Source organism: Cobetia sp. 5-25-4-2 (assembly GCF_013374075.1).
Lineage (GTDB): Bacteria > Pseudomonadota > Gammaproteobacteria > Pseudomonadales > Halomonadaceae > Cobetia > Cobetia marina.
The window spans coordinates 657,423-676,678 of the sequence record NZ_BLWK01000002.1 but is presented as its reverse complement, the minus strand read 5'-3'; the positions used below and the strand labels follow the sequence as shown (position 1 = coordinate 676,678).

Genomic DNA, 19,256 nt, shown 5'->3' with positions numbered 1-19,256 from the left:
AGTGTCTACGGCAGCTTCGAGGTCGCCGCCGACGGCAGCTGGACCTACACCCTCGACAATGACGCCGCCGAGACCCAGGCACTGGCTGCCGGCGAGACCGTCACCGAGACCTATACCGTCACGCTGAGCGATGTCTCGACCACCACGGTCAACATCGTCATCACCGGTACCGACGACCTGCCGGTCATCACGGCCGATTCTGGCGCCGTGGAAGAAGACGGCACCCAGGAAGCCAGCGGTACGCTGACGGCCACGGACGCCGACAACCCGGATCTGGCCTTCGTCGCCGCCACCGATGACAGCAGTGTCTACGGCAGCTTCGAGGTCGCCGCCGANGGCAGCTGGACCTACACCCTCGACAATGACGCCGCCGAAACCCAGGCACTGGCTGCCGGCGAGACCGTCACCGAGACCTATACCGTCACGCTGAGCGATGACTCGACCACCACGGTCGACATCGTCATCACCGGTACCGACGACCTGCCGGTCATCACGGCCGATTCTGGCGCCGTGGAAGAAGACGGCACTCTGGAAGCCACTGGCACGCTGACCGCCACGGATGCCGACAACCCGGATCTGGCCTTCGTCGCCGCCACCGATGACAGCAGTGTCTACGGCAGCTTCGAGGTCGCCGCCGANGGCAGCTGGACCTACACCCTCGACAATGACGCCACCGAGACCCAGGCACTGGCCGCGGGCGAGACCGTCACCGAGACCTACACCGTCACGCTGAGCGATGACTCGACCACCACGGTCGACATCGTCATCACCGGCACCGACGACCTGCCGGTCATCACGGGCGATTCTGGCGCCGTGGAAGAAGACGGCACCCTGGAAGCCAGCGGTACGCTGACGGCCACGGACGCCGACAACCCGGATCTGGCCTTCGTCGCCGCCACCGATGACAGCAGTGTCTACGGCAGCTTCGAGGTCGCCGCCGANGTCACGCTGAGCGATGACTCGACCACCACGGTCGACATCGTCATCACCGGCACCGACGACCTGCCGGTCATCACGGCCGATTCTGGCGCCGTGGAAGAAGACGGCACTCTGGAAGCCACTGGCACGCTGACCGCCACGGATGCCGACAACCCGGATCTGGCCTTCGTCGCCGCCACCGATGACAGCAGTGTCTACGGCAGCTTCGAGGTCGCCGCCGACGGCAGCTGGACCTACACCCTCGACAACGAGTCGGCCGCGGTGCAGAGCCTGACGCCAGATGACACCATCAGCGAGCAGTACACCGTCACGCTGACCGATGGGACGACCACCACGGTCGACATCACCATCACCGGCGCGACCGATGCCGCGCCGACCATCACGCTGGCTGACAAGGAAGTGACCGAGGCCACGGGTGCCACTGTCACTGACACCTTCCAGGTCGAGGCGGATGCCGGCATCGCCAGCGTCACCATCAATGGCACGGATATCACTTCGGCGTCAGTGGATAACCCCATCGTGATTCCGGGCGCGACTGATGACGAAGGGACGCTGACCATCACCGGCTACGATTCAGGCAACGTGTCCTACACCTATGTGGAGGATGGTACGGCTGCGGATCACACGGCTGGCGATGATAGCGTGTTCGACAACTTCGCCGTGGTCGTCACTGACTTGGCAGGACAGAGCACGAGCGACAGCCTTGACGTCAAGATTCTGGATACCGCGCCGGTTGCCAACCCAGATGAACGCACCATCGAGGAAGATGCGACGGATGAACTGACAGGCAACGTGATTGACGGTATCAATGACACCGCCGATACGCTGGGCGCCGATACGCCGTTCATGGTCTGCAAACTGGACGATAAAGGGATTGCCGACGGCGGCAGTGCGACCGTCACCGGCGACTATGGCACGCTGACACTCAATAGTGACGGCAGCTATACCTACGTATTGGATACCACCAAGACGCAGTCGCTGGCTGATGGTGTGCAGGCGGAAGATGTCTTCACTTATGTCCTGGAGGACAGTGATGGTGATACGTCTACCACCACGCTGACCATCAACATCACGGGGTCTGACGATCTGCCGGTACTTACCGCAGACACTGGTGCCGTGAGTGAGGACGACGTACTGAGTGCCACTGGTGCGCTGACGGCTACCGACGTGGACGGCATCGCTCCGACCTTCGTCGCCGCCACCGATGACAGCAGTGTCTACGGCAGCTTCGAGGTCGCCGCCGACGGCAGCTGGACCTACACGCTTGATAACGACAGTGCAGACGTACAAGGCCTGATTGAAGGACAGACCGTCACCGAGCAATACATCGTGAGCCTGTCGGATGGCACCAGCACTACCGTCGATATCATTATTACCGGTGCTGATGATGGTGAGCCGACCATCGACTCGTTGGAAGATAAGTCAGTCATCGAGGGTGAGGGTGCGACCGTCACCGATACCTTCAATGTCCAGGCTGATACTGGCATCGCTACCGTCACCATCAACGGCACCGATATCACCGGCGCGACTGCAGACAATCCGGTCGCGATTCCTAGCACGGATGGTGATGAAGGTACGTTGACCGTCACTGGCTACGATGCCGACACGGGCACCGTCTCTTACCGCTATGTGGAAGATGGTACTGCCGCTGATCACTCTGGCGGCGATGACAGCGTTGTCGATAGCTTCACCGTGGTGGTGACGGATGTTACCGGTGCAACAGCCACCGACAGCCTCGACGTCACGGTTCTGGATACCGCGCCTGTCGCCAATGATGACACCTACACCATTCGTGAGGACGATACTTCCCCTGATGGTGAGCCGGTGATCAGTACCAATGTCATCACGAGTGTTTTGGGTCGTGGTCAGGATGAGCTTGGTGCCGACGCCGTGACCATCACGAAACTGGACGGCATCTTGCTGGCAGACAACGGGGGTAGTGTTACCGTCGATGGCAGCTATGGCAGCCTGACCCTCAATACCGATGGCAGCTTCAGTTATGACCTGGACGATGTACGTGCCCAGGCATTGGGAGCGGGTGATCTGGTCAAGGAGGAGTTCGAGTACACCATTCTTGATGCGGATGGGGATTCGGATACCGCTGTCATCACCATCAATGTCCAGGGCTTGAACGACAAGCCGGTGGCCTATGACGATGGCCCGATTCTGGTCGAGGAAGATACTCCGGTCAGCGGCAACGTCCTGAGCAACGATGTTGATGCCGATGGTGATGAGTTGAGCGTCTTCAGCTTCACTGTTGGCGGCGATACCTACGACCCGGGCGAGACGGCGGATCTTGGCGAAGTCGGCACGCTACTTATCAATGCCGATGGTACCTTCACCTTCACGCCCGGCGAGAACTACAACGGTCCGGTGCCTGATACCACCTATGTGATCACGGATGGTACCGAGTTCGATGAAGCCATTCTCAGCTTCCAGGATGTCACGGCGGTCGATGACCCGGTTGTCATCAGTGCCGATGATGGCGCTGTTGTCGAAGATGATGTGACACAAGCGTCGGGTACGCTGACCGCGACCGATGTCGATAGTGTTGCGCCGACATTCGTGGCCGCGACCGATGACAGCAGTGACTACGGCAGCTTCACTGTCAATGCTGACGGTAGCTGGACCTATACGCTCGACAACGACACAGCTGCTGTTCAGGGGCTGACGTCTGAAGACGAGATTGTCGAGCAGTACACCGTCACGCTCAGCGATGGTTCCACCACGACAGTGGATATCGTGATCACCGGTACTGATGATGCACTGCCGGTCATCAATTCACTGGAAGATCAGTCCGTCACCGAAGCGACAGGAAGTACGGTCACCGATACCTTTACCGTGAAAGCTGCGGCAGGTATTGCGGCAGTGACGATCGCTGGTGTGGATATCACGGATGCCAACACCTCACCGGTAGTGATCTCCAATCCAGATGGCGAAGGGACGCTGACCGTCACTGGCTATGATGCCGACACCGGGGTGGTCTCCTACAGCTATGTGGAAGATGGCACTGCGGCTGATCATTCCGGTGGCGATGACAGTGTCGTTGACGACTTCGCTGTCGTGGTGACGGATCTTGCCGGTCAGAGCACCACATCCAGTCTGGATGTCACCGTTCTGGACACCGCGCCGATAGCCAATGCTGATACCCGCAGCATGAACGAGAATCGTAGTGCTGCCGTTACCGGCAATGTGGTGGACGGCTCATCTGCGACGGCGGACACCCTGGGGGCCGATGCGGTCACCGTCACCGCCGTCACTTCCGGATCAGAAACCGTCGCGGTGGGCGATGGCGCGGCGGCTGTGATCACTGGTGCTCATGGCGAGCTGACGCTTGAAGCGGATGGCTCCTACAGCTACCAGTCAGCACGCGAAGATCTGCAGTTCCTCGCGGCGGGTGAGTCGGTCACGGATGTCTATACCTACGTGATCAGGGATGCTGACGGTGATACCTCCAGTACTACCCTGACGATCACCATCAATGGTCGCAACGACGGCCCGGCGATCAGCGTCAACAGTGGTGATAGCGCCTCCGCCAGCCTGACGGAAACGGACTCCGCGCTGAGCACCAGCGGTACGCTGTCGGTGACGGATGTGGATCTCAGCAATAGCGTGACGCCAAGCGTGACCAGTGTCTCCAGCAATGGTGATACTGGCGCGCTGGACAACGATGATCTGCTTGCTCTGCTGGGTGTGGGTACTGACGCCATCATCGACAGCGACAGTGATGAAGGGGTTCTCAACTGGACATTCGACAGCAGTACGGTCGATGACAGCTTTGACTATCTCTCAGCCGGTGAATCGCTGGTGCTGACCTATACCGTCACCGTGACGGATAGTGAGGGCAGTACGGATGACCAGGAAGTCACCATCACCATCACGGGTACCAACGACGAGCCTGTCGTCACGGATACCGAAGGTCGTGTGAGTGAAGAGGGGCTTGAGGGTGGAATCGCGGATAGCGATGCAGCCGATGGCTTCACGGATACCACCGACTCCACCACCGTCACTGGCACTGTTTCTGTGTCGGATGTCGACAGTGATAGCGTGTCACTGGTGCTGACGGCACCGACGACCGATATCACTTCCGGTGGTAGCGCAGTGACCTGGACTGGCAGCGGTACCCAATCGCTGGTGGCTACCGATGATGACGGCAATGAAGTCGCGACGGTGACCATCGATGACTCTGGTTCGTATACCTTCACCTTGAGCCAGGCGGTCGATCACACCGAAAATGGTGAGGATGTCCTGTCGCTGGACTTTGGTGTGCTTGCCACTGACGGCGAAGGCGCCAGCTCCACGGGGACGCTGACGATCGGTATCGAGGATGATGCGCCTGAGCAGCAGGAAGCGCAGACCTTCTCTTCGACGCTGGTGGATACCAACCTCACCATCATTCTTGATGTGTCAGGTTCCATGAATGCAACTGATGGAGTAGATGGTGAAACACGTCTGGAAAGCGCCATCTCTTCAATCAAGACCTTGATCGAGTCCTATGATGACTTCGGTGATGTGCGTATCAATCTGGTGACATTCTCGACTACGGCCGACTCCTATGGGGCATGGCTGACGGTGGATGAAGTCGAGGATGTGCTGGACAGTCTGACGGCGAGTGGTGTCACCAACTACGATGCAGCGCTCGCAGAAGCGATGGATAACTACACGGAAGATGGTGCACTGGATGACGCACAGAGTATTTCTTACTTCTTCTCTGATGGAGATCCCAATTACGGTGACGGTAACTCTAACTCACTGAATAATAGTGTGAATGCTGGCAGCCGTGGAATACGTGATGGAGGGATTTCTGATAATGAAGAAAGTACGTGGACCGACTTCCTTGTTGATAATGGTATCAAGTCATATTCCATCGGCTTGGGAACGTCTGTAGATTCAGATGAACTTGATCCGATTGCTTATGACGGTGCGTCAGATGAAGACCTGGATAGCACTATCGTATCGAGCTATTCAGATCTTGATGATACGCTGGCAACCACCGTGCAATCGCCCGTCAATGGGCAGTTGATCAGCGGTAGCTCAGTGGATGACAGCTTGTTGGGCGCTGACGGTGACTACCTACAGTCGATCAGTGTCGACGACACGACGTACACCTATGACATTGATAGCAATACCATCACGGCGGACGGCACTGACAACGGTACCTACGATGCAGACAGCTTCGAGTTGACTATCTCGACGGAGCTGGGCGGTATCATGACGTTCAATCTGGAGAGCGGTGAGTTCACTTATTCACCGCCGGACAATATCAGCGAGCGCTCGACTGAGAGCTTCGACTATGTCTCGGTGGATGGTGATGGTGATACCAGTACCGCCACGGTCAGCATTGATGTCGACAAGTTGGCTGTCGTGATCGGGACTTCCGGTAACGATACTTTGACAGGTGACGGTGACGGGCCTTTCTATGCCGATTATCTGATTGGCCAGGGCGGCAATGACATCTTGAGTGGTGGTGTGGGCAGCGATCGTCTGGAAGGTGGCAGCGGCAACGATACGCTGCGAGGCGGTACCGGGAATGACATCCTCTCCGGAGGTGAAGGTAATGATCTTGTCATTGGTGGGACAGGCAATGACATCCTCACCGGTGGTGATGGCGCTGATACCTTCGCCTGGTTGTCTGGCGATGACACCAACAGCGTGGATGGAACAGCGACCGATACCATCATTGACTTCAGTGTGTCAGATGGCGACGTCATCGATCTGTCGGATCTCCTTCAGTCCAATGGGGACGCCGATGCGCTATCGAGCTTCCTGCACTTCGAGTCAGATGGGGACGGCGGTACCACCATCGAGATCAGTGTGGACGGCTCTGCGGGCAGCAATGTCACCCAGGAGATCACTCTGCAGGATGTGGATCTGACGTCGGGCGGTGATTCCGATGCCCAGATCATCCAGTCGCTGCTGGACAGCAATAGCCTCAAGACCAACGTTGACGGTTGATGCAAAAGATAAGGGAGATGGCTTAGGCCATCTCCCTTTTATTGCATTAGACTTCACCGAATGAATGTCTGCGAAGTGCCCCACTAAGGAGGACAGGTTGAGCGATCAACCCACGCCATTGAGACCAGAGCCGGTCGGCGAAAGAGAGGGCGACCCTCTGCTGAATGCGCTGGTGTTCATGGCGCGTTACCACGGCAATCCCCGGTCAGCCGCCGTGCTGACGGACGGGCTGCCGATGGAGGACGGGCGTTTGCCTCTGGCGCTTGTCAGCCGTGCAGCCGCGCGTGCCAATCTGAGCGCCAAACTGGTCAATCAACAGATCACCGCGATCAGCGATCTGTTGATGCCCTGCATTCTGATGTTGAATGAAGGGCGCGCTGTCGTGCTGCTGGAAGTGGATGCCAAGACAGAAAAGGCGCGAATCCATCAACCGGAAGCGGAAGGCGATGCATGGATCGAACTGGAAACGCTGACGGCACGCCATGATGGACGAGTGGTCTACCTGAAGCAGGAGCACCGTTTCGATGAGCGCGCCCCGGAAACGCTGGAACAGAGCGATGGCCACTGGTTCTGGTCGACGCTGAAGCTCTCGACGCCTATCTATCGTGACGTGATTCTGGCCTCTGTCCTGATCAATCTGTTTGCCGTGGCATCGCCACTGTTCGTGATGAATGCCTATGACAAGGTGGTGCCCAATCTGGCGTTCAACACCTTGTGGGTCATGGCGACGGGCATGGCGATCATCATGGTATTCGATTTCGTGATGCGGCAGACGCGTGCCTATTTCATGGATACCGCCGGCAAGAAGTCCGAGGTGCTGCTGACTTCCAAGCTGTTTGCCAAGACCATGAATCTGCGCATGGAGTCGCGCCCCGGCTCCGTGGGCGGCTATGTGAAGCATCTCCAGGAATTCGATTCCATTCGCGAGTTCTTCACGTCAGCGACGTTGACCACGCTCGTCGACCTGCCGTTTGCGCTGCTGTTTCTCGCCATCATCTGGATCGTCGCCGGGCCCCTGGTACTTGTGCCCCTGATAGCTCTTGTCATCCTGCTGATCTACAGCCTGGCGATACAAAGACCGCTGCGCAACAGCATCGAGAAGGGCTCGCGGCTGGCGACCGAGCGCAATGCACGTCTCGTGGAAGCGGTCTCGGGGCTCGAGAGCCTCAAGCTGGCCAATGCTCAGGGAGAGACCCAGCGCCGCTATGAGCGTGCGGTGGGTCAGATCGCTCATTGGGGGGTGAAGAGCCGCAATCTGACGACATCCGTCAGCTCGCTGAGCATGTCATTGACGCAGGCCACCACGGTGGCACTGGTCGTGTTCGGGGTCTATCTGATCGCGGATGCACGACTCTCGGTGGGTGGGTTGATTGCGGCGGTCATGCTTTCCGGGCGCGCGCTTCAGCCCCTGGGGCAACTGGCGCTGCTGATTACCCGTATCGGGCAGACGCGCAGTGCCATGAGTGCGCTTGAGCAGATCATGGCGTTGCCTGAAGAGGCAGAAGATCGTCGGTACGTGCATCGCGAGACACTGCAGATGCGGATCGAGTTCGATCGTGTCGGCTTCGCCTATGCGCCCAACACGCCGCCGGCGGTGACCGATATCTCGTTGACCATCGAGCCAGGCGAGCGAGTGGCCATCATCGGCCGTATCGGTGCCGGCAAGAGCACCCTGCAGCGCCTGATATGTGGACTCTATCGCGCTACCGCCGGCAGCGTGCGAGTCGATGGTCTTGACCTCAACCAGATCCATCCCGCCGATGTCCGGCGTCATATCGGGCATGCCGGTCAGGACAGTGCGCTGTTCTTCGGCTCTATCCGCGACAACATCACCCTGGGGCAGCCGCATGCCAGTGACACCCAGATTGAACTTGCGGCCGATGCTGCCGGCGTGACCGAGTTCACTCGCCATCACCCGGAGGGGCTTGATCGCCAGGTCGGGGAGGGGGGACGGATGCTGTCCAGTGGCCAGCGTCAGACGGTCCTGATGGCTCGGGCGCTTCTGATGCGACCGCCGCTGCTGTTGCTCGATGAACCCGGTTCGCACATGGACAATCGTGCCGAGCTGCGCCTGAGGCGTATGCTCAAGTCATTGCCGCGTACCCAGACCATGGTGCTGGTGACGCACAAGAGCAGCATGCTGGAAGTGGTAGACCGCGTCATCGTGATGGAAGGTGGGCGTATCGTCGCTGACGGTCCCAAGGACAAGGTATTGAATGCCTTGAATGAAGGGCGTGTGTCCGGGCGCAAGCAGGAGGCTCAACGTGGCTAAGGCACCGATTGAACAGCGCGATCTTCACCACCTGGATGACGTCAGCTCAGCCGTTCTGCTGGCGACCCCCTGGAAGTCACGCATCCTGATCTGGATGGTGCTGGCCTTCATCGTGGTGTTCGTCATCTGGGCCAGCCAGGCGAGCCTGGAGGTCGTGACGCGAGGTTCCGGCAAGGTGGTGCCCTCCACCCACCTCCAGGTCGTGCAGAATCTGGAAGGGGGGATCGTGCGCGAGATCTACATCAAGGAGGGACAGATCGTGTCGCCCGGAGAGCCCTTGCTGCGCATTGATGACACCAGCGCCGGTTCCGACCTGCGCGAGCGTGTCTCGACCCTGGATGGCCTGCAGGCCACCATCATCCTGTACGACACCGAGCTGGATTCCATCGCGGTGGACGCCTCTGCCGATGACTGGAAGGACCAGGTCGTCATGACCCGCGTCCCCCTGCCATTCGATGAGGAGTTCAAGACTCGCAGTCCTGCACTTGTTGCGCGTGCGATGACCGCCTATCGCACCCACCTCAACCAGTTGAACAGTGGCTTGAATGGCTCTCGTGAGCAGATTCTGCAGAAGGAGCAGGAGCTGAGAGAGCTGAAGTCACGCATCAATAGCCTGGAGCGCAGCTACCAGCTGTCACGTCGTGAGCTCAACATGACAGCACCGCTGGTACGTGAAGGCGTGGTATCGCAAGTCGATCTGCTCAAGATCCAGCGTGAGGTGAATGATCTGCGGGGGGATCTGGAGTCGGCGCGACTGGCAGTGCCTGGCAAGCAGTCGGAGCTGGATGAGGCCATCTCGAATCGTGTCGGTGTTGCCCAGGAATTTCGTTCGCGTGCAGCAGACGAGCTGGCCAAGACCCAGGCGGATCTCGGGCGATTGCGTGAGGGGCGTACCAGTCTTCAGGACCGTCTTGACCGTACTTTGGTGACGTCTCCCGTTCAGGGGGCCATCAAGACCTTGAATATCAATACCATAGGCGGGGTCATCGAGCCTGGCGAAGATCTGATGGAAATCGTTCCCATCGAAGATCAGCTGCTGGTCCAGGCCCGGGTGGCACCCAAGGACATCGGCTTCCTGCGTATTGGCCAGCCTGCCGTGGTCAAGCTGTCCGCCTACGACTTCACCATCTATGGAGGACTCGAAGGCGAGGTGGAGCAGATCAGTGCCGACACCGTTCAGGATGAAGAAGGCAACAGCTTTTATGAAATCAAGGTGCTCACGGAGCAGAACCACCTTGGAAGTGACTCAGACCCGCTCACGATCATCCCGGGCATGCAGGCCAGCGTGGATGTCATCACCGGTGAGCAGACCATCCTGCAGTACCTGATGAAGCCGATTCTGCGCGCCAGGCAAGGTGCCTTGCGTGAACGTTGATCATGGACATGAAGTATTCAAGGGCAACCCATAATGAAAAAGACACTCTTGGCATTGAGCGTGATGGCGGGGATGAGTTCCAGTCTCTCCGCCTCTGCGCAGTCATTGGAAGAAGCCGTTTCCAAGGCAGTGATGGAAAATCCGCGTACCCGCTTGCAGGTGACCCGTCATATCCAGCGTCTGGAAGAAGCGGAAGTCCAGCGTGGGGCCTATCGCCCGACGGTCGATCTGACCGGACGACTGGGCTATGGCAAGTTCGACTCCGAGGATGATGGGGTCAATGACGAGGATGACTGGCACGATTATCGTCGGTTGGATCTCACCATTCGCCAGCTGCTCTGGGACGGTGACACCACGATCGAGCGCATCCGTCAGGCAGAGACCGAAGCCGACTATCAGCGCCTGCAGACGGCCGCCGAAGCCAATGATGTCGCGTTGGATACGGCCGGGGCCTATCTGGATGTCATGCGTGATGAGCTGATTCTCAAATATGCGCAGGCCAATCTCGATGCGCACCGTCGTATTTCCAGTGATATCGGGCGTCGTGCAGAGTCCGGTCTCGGTGCACGCAGTGACGTGCGTCAGGTGGATGGCCGCCTGGCCAATGCCGAGGCCAGCGTGCTGTCCGCCCGGAACAACCTCGAGGATTCCCGCTCGGCGTATCTGCGTCTGGTCGGTGAGCTGCCCACGGATCTGAACCTCCCCAGCCTCGATACCGATCTGATCAGTGCCGATGTGGAGAGTGCCTATGTCCAGGCCAATCAGCGCAACCCCCTGCTGGCAGCGGCACGGGTGTCCATTGATGCGGCTCGTCATGAGGTGAACGCTGAGAAGGGTGACAACTACCCGGAATTCAGCATCGAAGGCAATCGCACGCTGACGGACGATTATGATCAGGACGAGAGCAGCTCCGATGACTGGAGCGTCGAGCTGGTCATGCGCTACAACCTGTATCGCGGTGGGCGGGATCAGGCCGAGATTCGCGGACGCCAGGCGGCGCTGGAAACCGTCGAGCATGACAATGATCGCGTGATGCGCGATGTGCGTGACGAGATCCGACTGGCCTGGAATGCACGCGAGAACCTCAAGCGTCAGATCGATTATCTGGAAAGCTATGTGCGTGCCGCGACGGATACGCGCGAAAGTTATCGCAAGCAGTTCGATATCGGCCGCAGGACGCTGCTGGATCTGCTGGACAGCGAAAGTGAGCTGTTCACTTCGCAGCAGAATCTGATTCGTGCACGTTTTGACCTGGAAACGGCCAACTATCGCTTGTTGTCCGCGACAGGTGCATTGCTGGATTCAATGAACGTTGCCGTACCGACCCGACAGGGTTGAGTCGCTCACGGCACCACCAGGAAGTGGTGCCGTGGTCATACTGACGGCTGATGAGGAAATCAGATGAGTCTTTCGCGCCGCCTGTTTACCTTGATGTTGTTGGTGCTGTTGGTGTTTTCCTTCGGTATCTTCTTCATTCAGGTCAACAATACCCGTGATTCACTGGCCGAACGACAGCGTGTCGAGCTCTCGAATCTCGCCCAGAGCCTGAGTCTTGCACTGGTGCCGCATGTCGAGCTTGGTGATGCTGCCAGCGCGGAAACCCTGATTCGCGCCACCCTGGATGGTGGATATGTCCGGGATATCCAGCTGGAAAGCGTCGCGCTCCCGGCCCCCATCGCGTTTGACATCACACGAGAAAGCCAGGCACCCGAGTGGTTTCAGCAGATGATTCCCATGCCGGTAGAAACGGTCAGCCGTGAATTGCCGGGTGGGTGGGCCTCTCTGGGGACGATCTCGCTGACGGGAGAGCCGGCCCAGGGTCACGATGACCTCTGGAAGCTCGCCAAACGGCTCGGGCTCTGGTTGCTGTTGGGGGGCTTGTTGACCCTGCTGGTGGCCTCGCTGGTCATGCGTCGCCTGCTGCGCCCTCTGGACCGCCTCTCCGCACGTCTCAACGAGATGGAGACACAGCGTTTCGACGCGCCTCTGGAGGAAACCAGTGTCAAGGAGCTGCGTGGCATCACGTCGGCGGTCAATCGACTCGGGCAGCGTCTGCATACCCAGTTCGAGGCTCAGGCGGCGCAGTTGGCGCGCCTGCAGCGCCAGGCAGAACAGGACGCTGTCTCGGGGCTTGGCAACCGTGGTTACCTCAATCGTGCAGTGGATGAATGGCTGAGTGAGCCTCTGGGAGGCAGCTTCGCACTGTTGCGGGTCGCGCAGCTTGAAGTCGTCTATCAGGAGCAGGGCTACAAGGGACGCGATGCACTGCTGCGCGCCATCGCTCAGCGGCTTGAGCAGCGTGAGCTGGCCGGGGAGCCCATCGTGGCAGGGCGATTGGCCAATCATGACTTCGGCTTGCTGTTGCCAGAAGCCGATGAGTCCGCGCTGCAGGCCTTCTTGAAGGGCATCACCGAAGACATCGATCGACTGCTGGATGCCAATCCCATGGCGAACAGCCGCCCGATCGGTTGTGTCATCGGGGCGGCAAGGCGAGAGCCGGGCATGACCCGCACCCAGTTGTTCACGGTGGCGGACACGACCTTGCTGCAGGCCATCGAGCATGGCAGCAGCGTCGCGCTTGCCGAGGAAGGGGATCAGGCGCGTCCACGCGGCGAATGGCGAGACGTCATCGAGCAGTCGCTGGAGCGCCCTGATGGGCTCGATTTCGTGGCGCAGCCCGTGCTGTTCAATGATGGCAGTGAGCTGCACCGGGAGCTGTTCGCGCGTCTGCGTGAAGGGGATCAGCTGCACCGAGCCGGCGATTTCCTGCCGGTCGTGCGCCATTTCCGTCTGGGAGCACGCTTCGACCTGCATGCGCTGGAGTGGCTGGCTGCCCATGTCGATGGCATCGAGGCTCCACGTCTGGCGCTCAACCTCACCGAGGAGACGCTGGATGATGAGGCGAGCTTCTCGGGACTCATCAGCTGGTTGGGAGTCCATCCGCGTCTCTGCAAGCGTCTGGATATAGAAGTGTCGGAAAGCATCGCGCTTCGCCACCTGGAGCGCGTCAAGCTGCTGTTCCGGCGTGCACGCCGGCTGGGCGCGCGTGGAGGCATTGACCGCTTTGCACGTGAGCTGAAGGAGCTCAGTTATCTGGAGGCGCTGCGTCCGGACTACGTCAAGATCGATCAGGCGTTCTTCAAGCGTGACGATGTGGACACCGAGCTGTTGCAAAGCCTGTGCATGACGGCGCATCAGGTCGAGTCTCTGGTGATCGTGACACGGGTCGAATCCGAACAGGACCAGGCGCGCGTGATGTCCCTTGGCGCCGACGGCTATCAGGGCTATGTGGCACCGGCCGTCGATGTCATGGCGAGGAAGCCCTGATAGACAGCCAGGGGCTGGTCGCCATGTGGCAGAGATGCTGCTTCACCTGGCTGATCGCCTGGGTATTGATGCTGTTCACGGTCGGTTCCGTACTGGCCCGCGATACGCAGGCACAACGTTTCATCGAGGTCTATGGTCAACCGGGGTGGGCGAGAGTCCAGCAATGGGAGCAGCTGCTCGTGGATCTCGACGGGCAGCCGGCCAGGCGTCAGCTCAGTGAGGTCAATGATTTCTTCAACCGGATGCATTTCACCGATGACATGCGCGTCTGGGGGAAGGAGGATTACTGGGCGACCCCGCTTGAGTTCCTGGGGGCCGGCGCAGGGGACTGTGATGATTTCGCCATGGCCAAGTATCTGACATTGCGTCAGCTGGGCGTGCCGGAGAGTTCCTTGCGGCTGCACTATGTCAAGGCATTGAGGCTCAACCAGTTCCACATGGTCGTCACCTATCAGGGCGCGGGCATGTCGATGCCTGATGTGCTGGACAACCTCAACAGCTCCATCCTGCCGGCCAGTGAGCGCACCGATCTCCTGCCGATCTACAGCTTCAATGGCAACGCGTTGTGGATGAGCAAGCGGCTGGAGGGGGGAGAGCGCATCAGCGACAGCCGAGGGCTGTCGAGTCTCACGGACTGGCAACGACGCTACAAGGACGGCGTCCTGAAAGCTCCCCTGCGCAAGCGCCCCTGAGGCGAGGGGCAGTTCAGCGTCGAATCGCGACAGGTATCGAGCAGAATGCCCCGTGGCCAGACCGCCACGGGGCGTTCTGCTTCATGCGGTGTCGGATCGCTTCATTCCGGCGTGTTGCCGCGCAGATGGAGCACTTCGAGCAGGTTGCCGTAACGGTGACGGCTGGGCATGGTCGCCAGGCCGGAGAACAGCAGCCAGAAGAGGCGCTTCCCGCGAGTGAGCTGATGCGTATGCTGCAGCAGGCGCGACAGCAGACGGTTCTCGTCGCGCTCCTTGTAGCTCGGGGCCATGCTGACCTGCTCACGCACCAGCACCGGGGCCATTTCGAGTCGATACAGCGTTTCGAGTTCCCGGAAGCTCAGGCCGTGTGCCTCGACTACTTCGGCCATGTGCTGATACTCCGCCTCGCGGGGGTCACGCTCCTCCCAGAGAGGCGCCAGCGCCAGCCAGACCTCCTGGCGGCGTTCGAGCAGGGCGGCCACATCGGGGGCGAGGTGAGCGTTCTGGTCGTTCATGGAGAGATCCCGAGCGAAGGCTGTCAGACAGACACACCATCAACGGATGGCGCGAAGCAGGACAGCGGTGTGATGGCGGTGCGCTGAATGCGTCACATGATACGGCAGTCGCCATGGAGGGCTCCAGTGACGTGACATCAGCGCGGGTTGGCCCGCCGGGGCGGACAGCGTCGCCGACAGCCGCTAGAATAGCGGCCAGCAGCAGGCACACACGCCTGCATGTCCTGATTCGACAGCCAGACTCACCAGACGTTTTCAGAGCAAGGCACCGGTCGCGCAGCGTGCGCCGTGGTCGTTGCATACTGGAATCGGGCATCAGCATCGGCGGGTACACGCCGGGCCAACAGCAAACGAGGTTCTTACGTGATCATCAAACCCAAGGTTCGCGGCTTCATCTGCACCACGACTCATCCCAAGGGCTGCGAGCAGAATGTTGCCGAGCAGATCGCCATCACCCGCAAGACGGTCGGTGACAAGCGCGACGGTGGCCCGAAGAAGGTGCTGGTGATCGGTGCTTCCAGCGGCTATGGCCTCGCGGCGCGTATCACGGCAGCCTTCGGTTACGGCGCGGACACCCTGGGTGTCTTCTTCGAGAAGCCGGGCACCGAGAAGAAGGCCGGTACCGCAGGCTGGTACAACTCTGCCGCTTTCGACAAGTTCGCCAAGCAGGAAGGGCTCTACAGCCAGGCCATCAATGGCGACGCCTTCTCGCACGAGACGCGCGCCAAGGCCATCGAGCTGATCAAGGCCAACATGGGCGAAGTCGATCTCGTGGTCTACTCGCTGGCCTCTCCGGTGCGCAAGCTGCCGGACAGCGGTGAAGTGAAGCGCTCCGTGCTCAAGCCGATCGGCGAGACCTACCGGGCGACCGCCATCGACACCAACAAGGACACCATCATCGAAGCGGAGGTCGAGCCGGCCACCGAGCAGGAAATCGAAGATACCGTCACCGTGATGGGGGGTCAGGATTGGGAGCTGTGGATGCAGGCGCTGGACGACGCCGGCGTGCTGGCGGATGGCGCCCGCTCCGTGGCCTTCAGCTACATCGGTACCGAGATCACCTGGCCGATCTACTGGCACGGTGCGCTGGGTCGCGCCAAGGAAGATCTGGACCGCGCCGCCGGCAGCATCCACGAGAAGCTGTCCGCCAAGGGTGGTCGTGCCCACGTGGCCGTGCTCAAGTCCGTGGTCACCCAGGCCAGCGCCGCGATTCCGGTCATGCCGCTCTACATCTCCATGGTCTACAAGATCATGAAGGAGAAGGGCCTGCACGAAGGCACCATCGAGCAGCTCAACCGCTTCTACGCCGAGCGCTTCTATGGTGAAGGCGAGATCGTCACCGACGAGTCCGGCCGTCTGCGTCTCGACGACTGGGAGCTCAAGGACGACGTCCAGCAGGCCTGTCAGGAACTGTGGCCGCAGGTCACCAGCGACAACCTGTTCGATATCACCGACTACGCCAGCTACAAGCAGGAATTCCTCAAGCTGTTCGGCTTCACGCGTGATGATGTCGATTACGATGCCGACGTCGCCACCGACGTCGAATTCGATGTCGTGCAGATGTAAGAGCGCTTCAGCAAGCGCAGAGGTCAGGGTAGCGAGCGCTGCCAGCTGACCGCTGCCCGCTGAGCGATGACGACGCCACCCTTCGGGGTGGCGTCGTCGTATGTGGCGGCCTCATCTTGAGCGTCATGCCAGTCCGGGCCAGGCACAAGTGCCAGAGGCATGGCACAATATGGCGGCAGGTTTTCCCCACCCTCACGCGATGGACCTCGACTCACACCCATGCCCGTGGATTCACTGGTTTCCCCCCAGGCCCAGCAACGCCAGATCGGCTTCGTGCTGTTGCCCGGCTTCTCGTTATTGTCCCAGGCCTGTGCGCTGGAGCCCCTGCAGGTGGCCAATCAGCTCGCGGGGCAGACACTCTATCGGGCCGTCACCTTTGCGCTGGACGGGCGCGGTGTGGCGTCCGCTGCGGGCTTGAACCTGTCACCGGACAGCCTGGTCGCGAGTGATTCGCGCCATCTGGACGCCCTGTTCGTGTGCGGTGCTCAGCCGGCGGGCGAGGCGGGCCTGCAGGAGGTGGCCTCGAATCCCGCGCTGCTGGCCTGGCTCAAGCGTCTGGCCGAGCGTGGCGTGATGCTGGGCGGCATCTCCACCGGCACCCGTGAGCTGGCCCGCGCCGGGCTGCTTGATGGCTATCGTGCGACGATCCACTGGCAGCGTGCCGAGTCGTTCCGTCGCGACTTCCCGCAGGTCAACGTCTCCCATCAGCTGTATGAGCTGGATCGTGATCGTGTCACCTGCGGCGGGGGTACCGCGGCGATGGACATGATGATGACGTTGATCGCCCAGCAGCATGGCCGCGCCCTGGCCGAGAAGGTCTCCGAGCACTTCGTCTGCGAGCGTATCCGGCTGGCGGACGAGCCACAGCACGTGCCGCTCAAGAACCGTTTCGCCCATGCGCCCCAGCCGCTGGTGGAGGCCGTGACCCTGATGGAAGCCAATATCGAGGAGCCGCTGTCCACCCACGAGATCGGCGAGCACCTCGGGATCTCGCGGCGTCAGCTGGAGCGGCTGTTCAAGAAGCATCTGCAGGCGGTGCCCAGCCGCTACTATCTGGATCTGCGTCTGGCACGCTCACGTCAGCTCTTGCGCGAGAGTGATCAGCCCATCGGCGAGATCGCGCTGGCCACCGGCTTTTCCAGCGCCGCTCACTTCTCCACGGCGTTCCGCAACCATTTCGGGCGCAGCCCGCGCGACGAACGTCTCATGCTGCAGGCCTGAAATGTCGCATCGGTGACAAAAGTCGCCTCCTGACATAAGTCGTCGTCCTTTCGCTGAAAGTCTTTGTCATCTCGCCTCCCTATACTCGGGAGTCATGACCCGTGGCTCGCCGATCATCGGCCTGCCACGCAACGCCCCGCGATGAGGAAGAGACGATGACCCAGCTGACCCGTGCCGATTTCGACCATGCCATGGTGCCCAACTACGCACCCCAGGCTGCCATTCCGGTACGCGGCGAGGGCAGCCGTCTGTGGGATCAGGAAGGTCGTGAGTACATCGACTTCGCCGGCGGCATCGCCGTCACCTCGCTGGGGCACTGCCACCCGGCACTGGTCAAGGCGCTCAAGGATCAGGCCGACAAGGTCTGGCACCTGTCCAACGTCTACACCAACGAGCCGGCCCTGGCGCTGGCCAAGGCGCTGACCGAGCGCACCTTCGCCGACAAGGTCTACTTCTGCTCCTCCGGTGGTGAGGCCAACGAAGCCGCGCTCAAGCTGGCACGTCGTTTCGCCCACGACACCCATGGCGAGAAGAAGGACAAGATCATCTCCTTCCGTCAGTCCTTCCATGGCCGCACCTTCTTCACCGTCAGCGTCGGTGGTCAGCCCAAGTATTCCCAGGGCTTCGGGCCGATTCCGGGCGGGATCCAGCACGCCGAATTCAACAACCTCGACTCCGTGCGCGAGCTGATGGGCGATGACACCTGCGCGATCATCGTCGAGCCGCTGCAGGGCGAGGGCGGCATCATTCCGGGGGAGCAGGCCTTCCTCGAGGGGCTGCGTGAGCTGTGCGACCAGCACGATGCGCTCTTGATCTTCGATGAAGTCCAGAGCGGTGCCGGGCGTACCGGCCACCTCTACGCCTACCAGCACTTCGGCGTGGTGCCGGACATCCTGACCACCGCCAAGGGCATCGGTGGCGGCTTCCCGCTGGGCGCCATGCTGACCACGGACCGCATCGCGCCGGCCATGGCCATCGGCACTCACGGTTCCACCTACGGCGGCAACCCGCTGGCATGTGCGGTGGGTCTGGCGGCGCTCGAGACCATCGACACGCCGGAAGTGCTCGAGGGCGTCGCGCATCGCCACCAACTGCTGCGCAATGGCCTGGAAGGCATCGCCAAGCGTCACGGTGTCTTCAAGGAAGTGCGTGGCATGGGCCTGTTGATCGGTGCCCAGATGGCGCCGGACTATGCGGGGCGTGCCAAGGACATTCTCAATCTGGCGATGGAAGAAGGTCTGATGGTGCTAGTCGCCGGACCTGACGTGCTGCGTCTGGCGCCGTCGCTGGTGATCAGTGAAACCGAGCTCCAGAGCGGTCTCGACAAGCTCGACCGTGCCGTGGCGAGCTTCGTCGCCGCCTCTGCATCTGCATGAGCAGCGCCATGAGCAGTG

General features: G+C 60.6%; 10 protein-coding genes. 9 read left to right on the top strand and 1 reads right to left on the bottom strand.

Annotated elements, in window-relative coordinates; genetic code table 11:
• The 6 genes from HXS65_RS07645 to HXS65_RS07620 form a co-directional block, all read left to right on the top strand.
• Positions 1–6,894, top strand: a 6,894-nt coding sequence (locus tag HXS65_RS07645) for a VCBS domain-containing protein (RefSeq protein WP_176493572.1), incomplete at its 5' end; no start/stop codon positions are given.
• A gap of 97 nt (positions 6,895–6,991) precedes the next feature.
• Positions 6,992–9,166 carry a type I secretion system permease/ATPase gene (locus HXS65_RS07640; protein ID WP_240704257.1) on the top strand — a complete coding sequence of 725 codons (2,175 nt, stop codon included), beginning with the start codon at positions 6,992–6,994 and terminating at the stop codon, positions 9,164–9,166.
• Positions 9,159–10,541: an HlyD family type I secretion periplasmic adaptor subunit gene (locus HXS65_RS07635; RefSeq protein WP_084207911.1), complete on the top strand. Its 1,383-nt coding sequence runs from the start codon at positions 9,159–9,161 to the stop codon at positions 10,539–10,541. Before HXS65_RS07640 ends, HXS65_RS07635 begins: the two co-directional genes overlap by 8 nt.
• A 33-nt stretch (positions 10,542–10,574) precedes the next feature.
• On the top strand, positions 10,575–11,879 hold the full coding sequence (locus tag HXS65_RS07630; RefSeq protein WP_176493571.1) for a TolC family outer membrane protein: 1,305 nt from the start codon (positions 10,575–10,577) through the stop codon (positions 11,877–11,879).
• 63 nt (positions 11,880–11,942) lie between these two features.
• Complete coding sequence (locus HXS65_RS07625; protein WP_141392320.1) at positions 11,943–13,868, top strand: EAL domain-containing protein; 1,926 nt, start codon at positions 11,943–11,945, stop codon at positions 13,866–13,868.
• 23 nt (positions 13,869–13,891) lie between these two features.
• Positions 13,892–14,560 (top strand): transglutaminase-like cysteine peptidase, encoded by a 669-nt coding sequence (locus HXS65_RS07620; protein ID WP_218015061.1) that lies wholly within the window; start codon positions 13,892–13,894, stop codon positions 14,558–14,560.
• A 101-nt stretch (positions 14,561–14,661) separates the two neighbouring features.
• On the opposite strand, the gene HXS65_RS07615 is transcribed toward HXS65_RS07620, so the two are convergent.
• Positions 14,662–15,075 carry a hypothetical protein gene (locus HXS65_RS07615; RefSeq protein ID WP_077378265.1) on the bottom strand — a complete coding sequence of 138 codons (414 nt, stop codon included), beginning with the start codon at positions 15,073–15,075 and terminating at the stop codon, positions 14,662–14,664.
• A 363-nt stretch (positions 15,076–15,438) separates the two neighbouring features.
• On the opposite strand from HXS65_RS07615, the gene fabV reads away from it, so the two are divergent.
• The 3 genes from fabV (at position 15,439) to HXS65_RS07600 (ending at position 19,238) form a co-directional block, all read left to right on the top strand.
• On the top strand, positions 15,439–16,641 hold the full coding sequence (gene fabV, locus HXS65_RS07610; RefSeq protein WP_077378268.1) for an enoyl-ACP reductase FabV: 1,203 nt from the start codon (positions 15,439–15,441) through the stop codon (positions 16,639–16,641).
• A gap of 219 nt (positions 16,642–16,860) precedes the next feature.
• Positions 16,861–17,862, top strand: coding sequence for a GlxA family transcriptional regulator (locus HXS65_RS07605; protein WP_169477227.1), 1,002 nt, complete (start codon positions 16,861–16,863; stop codon positions 17,860–17,862).
• 155 nt (positions 17,863–18,017) lie between these two features.
• The gene (locus HXS65_RS07600) at positions 18,018–19,238 is read left to right on the top strand and encodes an aspartate aminotransferase family protein (RefSeq protein ID WP_176493570.1); all 1,221 of its coding nucleotides are present in this window, start codon (positions 18,018–18,020) and stop codon (positions 19,236–19,238) included.
• Positions 19,239–19,256 lie beyond the last annotated feature (18 nt).